Here is a 12905-nt window from a genome sequence, read left to right on the forward strand (position 1 = left end):
TATTTTAATAGAGATTCTCTATTAAAAACTCATTAAAGCTTAAAGAACTTACTTTGATTTTGCTTCTATATTTCCCAGCTTCTTCTTTGTTCTCTTGGTCTTCGCCCAGATATCATAGATTACAGCTAAAGCTATAATAGCGCCGCGAACAATTTGCTGCAAGTAAGAGTTTACACCGGTTAGTACCATGATATTATCTAAGAAACCAACGATGAAAGAACCCGCTAATGTTCCTAGAGAGGTACCAATACCCCCTGTAAAGCTTGTTCCTCCAATAACAGCTGCAGTAAGGGCTTTAAATTCATAACCTACTGCACCATTAGGCATACCACCATTTACACGGGACATGAAGATTACCCCTGCTATACCTACAAAGATACCATTAATAATAAATGCCTTCATTTTTACCCTGTCAACATTTATACCAGAAGCATTTGCTGCTTCTTCATTCCCTCCCACTGCATATACAGATCTACCAAACACAGTGTGTTTTAATATATACCAAGTTACCAGCAAAGTAGCTATCATAAATACAATTGGTGTAGGAATACCAACAATTTTTCCTTGTCCAAAGGTTACGTAATTTCCAATCTGATAAATGTTTTGTCCATTGGTATACATCAATGCTGCTCCCCTGGCCATCGTCATCATAGCGAGGGTTGCTATAAAAGGCGGTGCTTTAAATTTCGTAATCATTAAACCATTGATAATATTACATGCCACACTAGCCAAGATAGCTACCATAAAAGCAAGAAAAAGAGATTCTGTGCTTACATAAGTTGATACGGAAAGTACACCCGCTAACGCCAACACTGAAGCAGAGGACAAATCTAGCATACCAGCTATAATAAGAATCGTTTGACCAAAAGCAAGTATGGTTACTACGGCAATCTGTATTGTAATATTAGATAGGTTGTTTACAGATACAAAGTTCTCGTTAGCAAGCCAACATACAACAAATAGTACAGCCAGCACGAAAAATATGCTATATTTACTTTTAATATCTGTCCATATTTTATTTGCATTACTGGTTTTCATATTCTTCACCTCGATTTAACTTGTTGTTTCAGTAGCAAGTCGCATAATATTTTCTTGTGAGAAGTCATCTCTCTTGAGCTCTCCCATAATTGTACCCTTTGCCATCGTATAGATTCTGTCACACATCCCTATCAACTCTGGAAGCTCTGAAGAGACCATGATAATTCCCTTTTTTTGCTTTGCTAACTCTGTCATTAATTTATAGATTTCATACTTTGCACCAACATCAATTCCCCGTGTTGGTTCATCTAAAATTAAAATATCAGGATCTGTAATCATCCACTTAGCTAAAATAACTTTTTGTTGATTCCCTCCACTCAAGGATTCAATGGAAGTTTCAATGGTAGGGGTTTTTACCCTCATTTTTGTACAGTAGTCTTGAATGGTCTGATTTTCTTCTTTTGCATGAAGCTTTCCGCCATAAATGAACTTCCTCAAGGCAGTCAAAGACACATTTTCCTTCACACTTCTAACAGGGATGATACCAAATCTCCTTCTGTCCTCTGAGAGCATTACCATTTTCTTATCTATGCTGTTTTTAACGTTCTTAATTTTTACGCTTTCACCTTTGATAATAATTTCACCAGATGTATAAGGATCTAAACCAAATAATGCCCGCATCACCTCAGTTCTTCCTGCCCCCATAAGTCCTGCAAAACCAACAATTTCTCCTTCAGAAACATGAAAATTTATGTTGTGAAACTTAACACCATCGGATAAATTCTTAACCTCCAGAATTTTCTCTCCAATTTCTATATCCTCTTTCGGGAAATTATTCTCTAGCTTTCTTCCCACCATTTGTGCAATAACTGTTTCCATGTCGTAATTTTCTTTTGGCCTTGAATCTACAACACAACCATCTCGAAATACAGTGATTTCATCAGCAATTCTAAAAATTTCATCCATCTTGTGAGATATATAAATAATACTTGCACCTCGAGCTCTTAGCTCATTGATTTTCTCAAACAACACCTCAACTTCTTTTTGTGTAATTGCAGATGTAGGTTCATCCATGATGATGATGTCAGAGTTATACGAAATGGCCTTGAGAATCTCTAACATTTGTATATCTGAAACAGTTAAATCCTTTAGTTTCGTCTCAGGAGAATAGTTTAGATTTTCCCTCTTTAAAAGCTCAATGGTACGCCTTCTTATTTCAGCCCAATCCACATTACCATATTTATTGGTGGGCCAGTTGCCAACGAACAAACTTTCCTCTATTGTCATCTCCGGTATATAGTTCAATTCTTGAAAGATCATTGATATACCAAGACTTCTGGCCTGAATGGGATTTTGTGCTTCTACTACCTTTCCGTTAATCAATATCTCTCCTGCATCAGCTTTATAGATTCCGTTGATAATCTTCATCAAGGTTGACTTACCAGCGCCATTTTCTCCACATAATACATGAACCGTGCCTTTTCTTACTGAAAAATTTATCTTGTCTAATGCCTTCACTCCCGGAAACGACTTCTCAATATTAGAAACTTTTAATCTAACATCTTGATCCATTTTTTTCTCCTTTCATGTATTATCGTATTGTATACGTTTTCCTTACTTCTTTAATACTATCATAGACGAAATTTTCTTATAACGAAATGGACAAAATTAGTTTTCATGTGTACAATATTAATGAAAAAAAACAAAATTCAAAAATTCATTATTTTTTGTATTATATTACTGTTTGTGTGTACTTTTTTAATGCAACATTGCTTGTAACTTGCACCTTGATCCCTGTATCTATATTCATTTATATTACTTTGTCTACAAAAAAATACAACGATGTTTTAACATCGTTGTATTTTTTATGCTAAATCTATTTACTTTCGGCATTATTTAATATACTGTCCTTATACTGCATGATAGTCATTCCTGTAATTTTTTTAAAGGTTTTAGAAAAATATTGTTGATCAGAAAAGCCCAAATCATCGTAGATTTCCTTTACCTTGCAGTTTGAATCTATGATTAACTGCTTTGCCTTTTCTATCCTTAGTTTGTTGATATACAAAGAAACATTTTCTCCGGTCTCTTTTTTGAACAGATTACAAACATAGTGTTTTGATAAATTCAGATGTTCTGATAAAGACTTCAATGATATTTTCTTTTGGTAATTATTTTCTATATAATCGATAGCTTCTTTAATGACATGGTTTGAATTATTGTTCCTGTAGCTTTTTACATTATTTATAATCATAACAATAATTTCTTTCATGAGTGTAACCACGCTCTTTATTTTTGTAGCCGCCATCATTCTTTTATGATAGTAGGTATAATCTTTAGCTTTGTCTTCTTCTATAAAATAATGATAATAGCGTTCGAAAACATTGCTGAGCATATTGGAATAAAAAAGTTTTACCTCTACACCTTTTACAGTATTTCCACGAAAGAAAGCTTCTGTCTTCTCTATTACCTCAAAAGCTTCTTTTTGGTTTTCTTCATTGATATACTTGATTAAGGATTGTTCATAGCTCTTTTTTACACTAAAAATGTTAACATCTTGAACAACCCTCTCAAAAGCATTGATCACACAGCTTTCATCAATATAAAAAAGCTGTTCAGCCTTCAATATGATATCTTCATAAACTTGGTAAACTTCTCTAATATCCTCAAAACTCTGGCTTATGATAGCGCTTAATGGAATATCAAAATATTGTGTAACAGAAGTACGAATCAATTCAACGACCTCTTGTATTTGCACTGTGCTCATATCTTTTTTTGATAAAATAAATAAAAATTGATCATTCGTTTCCTTAACAAGATAGGTAATCTTTTTTTGTTCTATCACACTGGAAGCTAAATGAATAATAGCATTGTTCATATGCTGCCAATCTTGATCCTTGCAATCCATTTTTCGTTCGCCATCATCTCTAAAAAAAGTTGTCAAAACAAATCTTGACTCTTGTAAAAGAAAGTTCAAGTGAGAACACCTACTCAGCAGTTTGTCATCTATAGGGATATTTGGATTTAATAGGTCTTCAAATAACTCTACTTTAAGCGCTATAATATTTGTGTCTGCTTCCTTTTTTGCATAGTTATTATCTTCCTCTTCACTTCCCTCTGCATCTAAGCTTTCCTTAATGGCTGACATGGTTTTAATGAGCTCTTCATCCTCAGCCTCAAATTTTAATATATAGTCATCCGCTCCACTTTTTAATGCTTCTCTTACATAGGGAAAATCATTATAACAACTTAATATCAATATTTTTACCCTTTGACTTTTTTCTCTTACTTTTCTCGTAAGCCAAAAGCCATCTTGTTTGGGCATAACAATATCCGTAAGAATCACATCTGGCTTATGAAGTAGATAGGCTTCATAAGCTTGTTCTCCATTGGAGGCTTCTGCTACCACAGAAAAACCTAGGCTTTCCCAATCTATCGTGGATTTAAGTCCTACTCTTACAAGAACTTCATCATCTACAATTAAAACCTTGTACACTATAATACCCCCTTTGGCAATGTAGAAAAGTTTCTTCCTTTATGCCTCAATTTTGCAGAGTACTTCTCCTTTGCATGGTAATTCAACAACAATATTTGTCCCATGATTCTCCTTTGTAAAAATCTTAATACCATAGGACTCTCCAAAAGCCAGTTTTATTCTTTGATTAATATTATTTAATCCTACTGTGCTAAATTTATTAGCATCCTTTTCTGACTTAAGAATATTTTTTAAAATCTCTGGCTTAATCCCGGGACCATTATCGCTTACTTCCACAATCAACATATCTTGCCTATTATATGCCTTTATTTCTATATTCAGTGGTTTTGCATCTTCTTCTTGCAAACCATATATAATAGAATTTTCCACAATAGGCTGGAGAATTAGTTTTGGTATATGGCATGAAAGACACGCTTCTTCTAAATTATAATCAATCGTAAACCGTTCATTAAACCTTAGTCTTTGAATCAAAATGTAATTTTTTACATATTCAATTTCTTCTTCTAAGGAAATCATATCCTTACCAAAATTTATACTAATCATAAGAAGTTTGATTAAGGCCGTCAGTGCACTACTTGCGCTTTTCGCCCCTTGTATCTTAGCCATCCACCGAATGGTATTTAGTGTGTTGTATAAAAAGTGAGGATTAATTTGAGCATGAAGCACTTCAAATTCTAGCTCTTTTTTATGACGTTCCTCTTCAATGAGTTTATTAATTAAAGAGCGCATTTTATTAATCATCGTATTAAAGCTCATACCAAGTTGTCCAATTTCATCTTGTCCTTTTGTATCTATTTGTACACCTAAATCACCATTTTCTGCCTTCTTCATTAGCTTCATCATGTTGATAATAGGCTCTGTAATTTTCAGAGAAAAAAGCAGCATAAAAAATGATGTAATCATTACATAAAGCACACCTATTCTGATTAATTTCCACTGAATTTCATCTATCTCTCTATACAAATACCAATAGGGGATAATCTTAACCAGTTTCCAATCGTTTACATCACAAGTAGAATAGATGGCAATCTTTTTTACACCTTGATCTTTAAAAGAAATATATCCACTTTTCTTTTCAGCCGCTAAAATCTCTTTTGCATACACTTCATTTTCTATGCTTTGACCTATTTTACTTTTATCTGGGTGGCTTACAATTTCTCCATATTTGTTGGCGATAAAAATCTGTTCAATATCCCCGCTTATAAGACTTTTGTAAGAACTTTCAAGAATCATCTCATCAATATCAACAGTAAGCAGTCCCAGTTCTTCTAGTGTGTTAAAATCAATCAACTTTCTTCCCAAAGAAAAATAATATTTATCGAACTCTCCAGCCAAAATCTTTATCTTTTCTCTTCTCGTATTGATCCAAACAATCTCCCCATCAGTTTCAGCTAACTTACTAATAGGCATATAATCTTCCATTTCCGCTACTTTATTTACCCCTACAGAATAAACTCTTCTCCCTGCATATACATAGATGGCATCAATATCTTCTCTTGATGTGAAAAAGCTGCGAAGCAAACTGCGAAATGCTACCACATCCATATTGTTTTTATCATTTAATGCACTAATCATATCTCTATTTGCCAGTAATGCATTTGAAAATTCTCGGATATCGTTTAAAATAAAGTCAATATTTTCTCCAGCTTCATATACAGACTGTATTGCCGACTCACTATATTTTTTACTAATAATATCTTTTACAAGGCTGGAATACACAATAGAAAAAAGGATGATCGGAAAAAGAATCAAAACAATGGTAATGGCTATTAGTTTAAACCTCAAGCTGTTGATAAATTTAACATTGTCCATAGATTTACTCCTTTAGACTCCAATTTATTTATTCCCTAGTGCCTTTATTTCATCATACATTGACCTTGCCGTATCTTCAGCACTTAAGTCTTCTCTAATCATTTCATGAAGATGTTTAATAATAATTTGTTCTACATAATAAAAGTTCCCTATTTTAGGACGATAATAAACATTTTCTTCCTCCCACGCTTGAAGTACGGCAGGAAGCTGTAGCATGGTTCTATACTTCTCATCATTTTTTTCTATAGCATCAAGCACTACCTTTTTTATCATTTCATCTTGATAGACAGATTCCCGCGGAGGAATTCCTCCACCCTCAGGATGCTTCAGTACAAAAAGCTGTGTTTGAGGAGCCGTAGCCCAAACGATAAATAACCAAGCTGCCTGTTTTTCTCTCTCATTGGCATGTTTATTGATACCAATACCTGACCCACCAAATATGTTTGCACTTCTTTTTGGTCCATAGGGTAATATGCCATAGCCTACCTTACCAGCAACCTTCGATGTAGCTGGATTTTCCATTGCTGAAGCATTTTCATCCCAATTGGCCATCATTGCTATTTCTCCATTTTTAAATGCCTCAGCAGTATCATACCAGTCCCATCCCAGACTTTCAGGGGCAGAGGTTTTAATTATTTTTTTGTACATATTCAGTGCCTCTATAAAATTAGGTTCCAAAACTCTGATATGTCTAGGTTCTCTTAATCCTAGCATACGAATATTTTTATCGCTAAAATAATCCCCTCCATAGGATGCTAAGATATTTGAAAAATCACAGAAAATAGAGTTATGTCTTTGAGCCATATGACCACTGCCATACTTTACTTCATCGTCAGGAACATTTTTCTCTATCCAATCTGCAACTTCAACATATCTTTCCCAGGTAAAATCAGGCTGTCCAGGCGTCCAGTCATAACCTTTTTCCTCCATAAAAGCTTCTTTATATTTTTCAAAAATATCTTTCCGGTAATACAATATCATTGTTGTGGTATCAAAGGGTACAGTATAAAGCGCTTCTTCATCAATAAAATAAGAATCCACCATGATTTGTTCCCCAAAAAAGTCTTCTATCCCCCCTGGGATGTGCGGCAAACTTGGATCACGATTATACCGATGAAGGTCCTCTAAATTTGTCTCTGCAAATCGATTTAATGTTTGATAGGGGTCCACATAAAGCAACTGATATTTACCAGTTTTAGAAATAAAATCTATATTGATTTTTTGAATTAACGTGCTAAAATCCATAGGTCTAATGTTTATGTTGATACCAGTAATCTCTGTAAACAACTGACTCTCTTTACTAAGCACATTGGCGTTGATATTGTTTTCCACAAGAAAATTTAAAGTCACCCCTTCAAACTGACGCCAATCAAAATCCTCTGGCGCCTCAATATTAGGGAAAATAGAAGAGGGTTCATAAAAAGGTGCAATCCTTTGTCCTCCATTACTATTATCTGATTCCTCCAAAGAATAATTGCCTTTACTTTCTAAGGTGGAGGAAGAATTTAACGTATAAATTAAGAAAACACTGATTAATGCCATCAATAATATAGTAGTAATTATACTTTTCTTCATCTTCTCGCCTCCAAGTATTCGACATAAAAAACAATCCTACCTAATCAGACTTATAACTGCTTTTTTCTTAACAGCTAGGTTAATAAGTATGTTTTATTAGATTTTTAGTATTATTATATCATATTTTTATTATCCTTTATGTTCATCGCAAATTTTCTTTAAAAAGTATTTTATGTAAAGTATTAAAATAGGTACTAAAGATACTATACCTATTGATAGTATCTTGTTTGAATTGAAAGTAAAAAACGCCGTTAACCTACTACTTACTTACATTTCCTGTAATAGGTCTAACGACGTTTTTTACTTTTATACTGTAAACCCATCAGTTAAGGTACATAATCGATTTGCCATCTGCGATAACTGCTCAGTGGTAATCTCTATTTCAGTCATTGTACTAAGCTGCTCCTCTATTCTACTACTCATGTCTTCAGTGCCTGCTGCAATTTCATTAGAAGTAGCACTCATATGCTTTATACGCTTCTCTATTTCCTTAGTGCTTTGTGCCTGCTTTTCATTTGCCCCTTCAATCTCCTCTATTTCTCTCACGATATTATGGATATTATCAATAATATTCATAATACTTTTTCCTACTTCTGTAGCTTTATTCACACCAATAAATACCTTTTCTTCCACTACTTTAACAGAACTTACAGCAGCTGTAGATTTTAGTTGATTTTCCTCAATAAGTTCAGAAATCTCTTTAGCAGCATTTTTACTTTCATCCGCAAGTTTTCTAATTTCTTCTGCTACCACATTAAATCCTCTTCCTGCTTCACCGGCTCGGGCAGCCTCTATGGCAGCATTTAAAGCTAGCAGATTTGTTTGCTCTGATATAGAAGTGATTATTTCAATAATATCTCCTATTTCCTTTGAAGATTTATCCAATGCCCCTATTATGGAGGATACCTCCTTTGAGGATGAAGCAATTTCTGTTATGGAAGAAACCACTTCAGCTATCTGTTCAGCTCCCATTTCAGCTGCACCCTGAGCTTTTTTGCTATTCATTGTTGTATTGCTACTGGCTCCAGCGGTTGCTTCAGAAAAATTTGCTATCTCCATAAGATTTGCGATGTTTTCTTCTGTCGCTGTTGCACTGGCAGACATACCAGCAGCAATTTCAGCAACGCTATTTGAAATCTCCTCTAAAGATTGGGTGCTTATACTAGTTGCAGTGCTTAATTGCATACTTGAAGAAGCGATTACTTCAGTGGAAGCAGCTACCTCTTTAATAATTGTTTGAAGCTTATCTACAAATAAATCAAAACTACTGCTGAGTTCCCCAATTTCATCTCCACTTTCATAGCATAGTCTTTGGGTCAAATCCCCTCCATTATTGGAAATCTCTTTTAATTTCATTGTAATGTTCTTAACAGGCGCAACAATAGATTTGATAATAATGATAGATAAAACAAGCGTTATGGCTGCACATATGATCATAAGTGAAGTAATCGCTAAGATTGTATGTCTATAAGTAATTTTACTCTCATCATAAGTTGCCTTTGCCTTTATAAGCTGTATATTTATCATTTCATCTAAAGCTGTGATAATATCTCTTCTAGCGTTATCATAGTTTACCATCTCTGTAGGTGCAGTGCCTTGATGCACTATCTCTAATTGATTTTCCTCCACCTCATTGTCTACGCCATTAAGCCTTATAAATTCATCCTTTGCTGCAATAAAGTTAGTAAAACTTTCAGTTACTGCCCTATACTCCCCATTGTCTTTATAAGCTGATATCTTTTCAGTTACAGAAGTGGCTCGAGTCTCAATATCTTCTTGGATAGGCTCTTTAGCACTGTTGTTATCTCTTGCATCCATAAGAGAATTAGACTGAGAGCGTATGTATTCTATATCAGACTTTATGCTCTCAAGTTTTACAATCTCAACTAATCTGTCATTATTCAACTCCATCAACTTGTCATTAACATTTGATACTTGTTTAATAGAAGTAATCCCTAGTATCCCAAGAAAAATAAAAAAGCTTAATGAAAGCAATCCAATCTTAAATACAAGTTTCATGTCTCTTAAAAACTTCATGTAATCTCCTCCTGGTCATCTTCTGTGAGCATAGCCTAACTTTCATCTTTCCATGTCCCATCTTTTTCTTTAATTTTACAGATAGAAGCTTAAATTAACCTTAAAAATTTAACCAATAAGAGATTTTATTTAAGAATGTTTTACAATTTTATAGAAGAAAAATTTTTGCTCTATGTAAAACTTTTTAGTGCTATAATAAATACAGAATAGATTCTATAAAGTATGTTTAAATTACATAGGATTAGAGAGGGTGATATATATGCTAGATAAATTGTATGAAAGTGAAATCGAAGATATCGTTTTTACACAACTACAGGCAGTGGGTCAAAATATAATCAATAAAAAATTTACTAATTGTCAATTTACTCATTGTGATTTTTCTGAGTCGGATTTTTCTTTAACTTTTTTTGAAGATTGCCTATTTAAAGGATGCAATTTAAGTTTATCACAATTTAATGATGCCAAGCTAAGGAATGTTAAATTTGAAAACTGCAAGCTATTAGGTATAAACTTTAGTAAAATTGATTCATTTATTATCGCTATAGGTTTTGCAGATTGTTTCATTCAAAATTGCAACTTTTCTGATCTTAACTTAAGTAAAGTTATGTTCCAGCAATGTAAAGTATTAGAAAGTGATTTTATCAATACGGATTTATCAGAAAGTGATTTTACCTATGCAATATTAACTGGAACAGAGTTTAATCATTCTAATTTGTCAAAGGCGGATTTTTCTTTTGCCAAGGATTATCAAATAAACCCACTGAATAATAAGACAAAAAAAATGATCCTTACATTGCCTGATGCAATATCCTTGCTAAAGCATTTGGATATTATCATAAAGTAGCGTAAGATTATCATTGGCGTCCCCACAGCTAAGGCAGTGGGTTTTTTTACAGTTCAAATGTTGCAATTACCTGTAATTTAAACTTTTATTTTTAAAATAGGAAAAAAACATATCAACTTCAGTTTGTACTAAATTGTTTTTTAAATAAATAAAGTTAAATTCCCTCTCAATCACAAAATCTGATATTTTCACCTCTGCCAATTCTCGATTCTGGATCTCTTTGTAAGCCGCATCTTTATACATAAAACTAAGCCCTATTTGATTTTTCACCATTTCTTTTATGACATTAACATTGCCTATTTCAATAACATTTTTAAAATTCTCAAGCGTATAGTTTTTATCGAAAAGGCTTCTTTCAAATACTTCACGGGAACCAGAGCCCTTTTCCCTGATTATGATTGTTTCGTTTATAATTTCATGTAAAAGTATGGAATCTTTCACAGCTAAAGGGTGACTCTTAGAAGTTATCAATATAAAACTAGCGTTTTTAAGTAATTTTGTTTCATAGTCCGCTTTATTAAACAACCCTTCAACTAATGCAAAGCTTATCTCACCTTTTTGCAGCATGCTAAGGACTCTTTGGGTGTTATCAACGTACATCGTTATATCATATTCTCTAAAATGATTTATTAAATCCCCGAGGATTGGCGCAATGGTAAATTCTCCAATCGTTAAAGTAGCAGCAAATTTTATCGCCTTATTCTTTTTATTGATTTCTTTAAGTTTATTTTTCATAACCTTTTCACTCAACTTTACATTCTTAGCATACTTATAAAAAAGTTCACCATATTTTGTTAACCTTAGCGCTCTGTTGGAATACTCTATGAATCTGTAACCATATTGCTTTTCTAAGGATTTTATATGCTGAGTTACAGCAGGTTGTGTTATACAAAGCTCCTCTGCCGCCTTAGTATAACTTTTGTTTTTACATACAGCTAGGAATGATTCTACCTTTGCATCTAACATTTTATTCACACCTTTATTATTTTATATTATAATAACATAAATATTTATAATTAGATTTTATAAGTGTTTCGTGGTAAAATCAACAAGTAAACTAATTAAGGAGTTGATTTTATGTCCTATTGTAGAAAATATTTAGGTGGAGTATTTTTTACAGCAATACTTGCAGCTATATCTGTTTTTATAAGTGAAATAATACCTTATCATATTATAGGCCAAGGAGTTCTTGCACTGCTTGTTGGTATGTTATTGAATCCTATCATTTCAGAATATAAAATATTTCAAAGCGGCATAAGCTTCACTTCAAAAAAAATATTACGCTTTTCTATTATTCTTATGGGCATTTCTCTTAGCTTTTCACAAGTATTAGAGGTTGGTAAAATATCGTTAATTGTTATGACCTTTACCCTTATCACAGCCTTTACTGGGGGATATATCTTTGGTAAACTCTTAAAAATGGATTGGAAGCTCTCAAGTCTAATTTCTGCAGGCACTGGTATATGTGGTGGTTCTGCTATTGCAGCTATTGCACCAGTTATTGATGCAGAAGATAGTTCCATTGCCTATGCTATTTCGGCAACCTTCCTATTTGATATAATTATGGTGATTCTCTTTCCAATCATGGGAAACTACTTTAACATGACTGATTTGGGCTTTGGCCTTTGGACTGGAACAGCAGTAAATGATACATCTTCAGTCGTTGCAGCTGGCTATGCTTTTTCGGATATTGCAGGGAATTATTCTGTCATTGTTAAACTTACTAGAACCCTGTCTATTGTTCCAGTGGTCCTTATATTCTCCTATATTCATGAGAAACTTTCGAGAGAAAGCACCCAAGATTCTAGCAGATCAGATGAATCAATAAGTACTGCTAGCAAGGTTGATATAAGCAAAGTTTTTCCATGGTTTATCCTGTTATTTCTTCTTATGGTTATCTTTAAAAGTATTGGTCTGTTCTCTGAATCTACAAGTTCTTCTATTTCTAGTTTAAGCAGATTTTTAATGACGATGTCCTTAGGCGCTATAGGTCTTAAAACAAATTTCAAAAAACTAGCTAAATCAGGATTGGCGCCAATGGTACATGGCTTTATTATATCTACTTTGGTTGTTGTTGTTTCCTTTCTAGTGCAGATAATGATAGGACAGATATAGTTTTTTATACTCAATAACATATGTGCATGAAATAAACCCCGCTACAAA

The 12905-nt window shown here is 33.4% G+C and carries 9 protein-coding genes; 2 read left to right on the top strand and 7 right to left on the bottom strand.

From position 1 onward, the window contains the following. Window positions 1-48: 48 nt before the first annotated feature. From BJL90_RS18530 to BJL90_RS18555, 6 genes are all read right to left on the bottom strand, one after another. Complete coding sequence (locus BJL90_RS18530; protein WP_070971602.1) at window positions 49-1038, bottom strand: ABC transporter permease; 990 nt, start codon at window positions 1036-1038, stop codon at window positions 49-51. A gap of 15 nt (window positions 1039-1053) precedes the next feature. Next, window positions 1054-2550, bottom strand: coding sequence for a sugar ABC transporter ATP-binding protein (locus BJL90_RS18535; protein ID WP_070971605.1), 1497 nt, complete (start codon window positions 2548-2550; stop codon window positions 1054-1056). A gap of 304 nt (window positions 2551-2854) precedes the next feature. Continuing rightward, window positions 2855-4474, bottom strand: a complete 1620-nt coding sequence (locus BJL90_RS18540) for a response regulator transcription factor (RefSeq protein WP_070971608.1) — start codon at window positions 4472-4474, stop codon at window positions 2855-2857. Between the two features lie 39 nt (window positions 4475-4513). Continuing rightward, window positions 4514-6286 (bottom strand): sensor histidine kinase, encoded by a 1773-nt coding sequence (locus BJL90_RS18545; RefSeq protein ID WP_070971611.1) that lies wholly within the window; start codon window positions 6284-6286, stop codon window positions 4514-4516. 24 nt (window positions 6287-6310) lie between these two features. Continuing rightward, the gene (locus BJL90_RS18550) at window positions 6311-7861 is read right to left on the bottom strand and encodes an extracellular solute-binding protein (protein ID WP_070971614.1); all 1551 of its coding nucleotides are present in this window, start codon (window positions 7859-7861) and stop codon (window positions 6311-6313) included. 306 nt (window positions 7862-8167) lie between these two features. Further along, window positions 8168-9898, bottom strand: coding sequence for a methyl-accepting chemotaxis protein (locus tag BJL90_RS18555; protein ID WP_070971618.1), 1731 nt, complete (start codon window positions 9896-9898; stop codon window positions 8168-8170). 259 nt (window positions 9899-10157) lie between these two features. Between BJL90_RS18555 and BJL90_RS18560 the strand changes: the two genes are divergently transcribed. Then, window positions 10158-10742, top strand: a complete 585-nt coding sequence (locus BJL90_RS18560; protein WP_070971621.1) for a pentapeptide repeat-containing protein — start codon at window positions 10158-10160, stop codon at window positions 10740-10742. Window positions 10743-10808: 66 nt separating this feature from the next. Here the strand turns inward: BJL90_RS18560 and BJL90_RS18565 are convergent, their stop codons facing one another. Beyond that, on the bottom strand, window positions 10809-11708 hold the full coding sequence (locus BJL90_RS18565) for a LysR family transcriptional regulator (RefSeq protein WP_070971624.1): 900 nt from the start codon (window positions 11706-11708) through the stop codon (window positions 10809-10811). 111 nt (window positions 11709-11819) lie between these two features. On the opposite strand from BJL90_RS18565, the gene BJL90_RS18570 reads away from it, so the two are divergent. Next, window positions 11820-12857, top strand: a complete 1038-nt coding sequence (locus BJL90_RS18570) for a YeiH family protein (protein WP_070971628.1) — start codon at window positions 11820-11822, stop codon at window positions 12855-12857. The last annotated feature ends 48 nt before the right edge of the window (window positions 12858-12905 follow it).

Origin of the sequence: Clostridium formicaceticum, from assembly GCF_001854185.1 — a bacterium.
GTDB lineage: Bacteria > Bacillota > Clostridia > Peptostreptococcales > Natronincolaceae > Andreesenella > Andreesenella formicacetica.

Coding starts and splice junctions, on each gene's coding strand:
- BJL90_RS18530 (WP_070971602.1), bottom strand. CDS start 1,038: ATGAAAACCAGTAATGCAAATAAAATATGGACAGATATTAAAAGTAAA.
- BJL90_RS18535 (WP_070971605.1), bottom strand. CDS start 2,550: ATGGATCAAGATGTTAGATTAAAAGTTTCTAATATTGAGAAGTCGTTT.
- BJL90_RS18545 (WP_070971611.1), bottom strand. CDS start 6,286: ATGGACAATGTTAAATTTATCAACAGCTTGAGGTTTAAACTAATAGCC.
- BJL90_RS18550 (WP_070971614.1), bottom strand. CDS start 7,861: ATGAAGAAAAGTATAATTACTACTATATTATTGATGGCATTAATCAGT.
- BJL90_RS18555 (WP_070971618.1), bottom strand. CDS start 9,898: ATGAAGTTTTTAAGAGACATGAAACTTGTATTTAAGATTGGATTGCTT.
- BJL90_RS18560 (WP_070971621.1), top strand. CDS start 10,158: ATGCTAGATAAATTGTATGAAAGTGAAATCGAAGATATCGTTTTTACA.
- BJL90_RS18565 (WP_070971624.1), bottom strand. CDS start 11,708: ATGTTAGATGCAAAGGTAGAATCATTCCTAGCTGTATGTAAAAACAAA.
- BJL90_RS18570 (WP_070971628.1), top strand. CDS start 11,820: ATGTCCTATTGTAGAAAATATTTAGGTGGAGTATTTTTTACAGCAATA.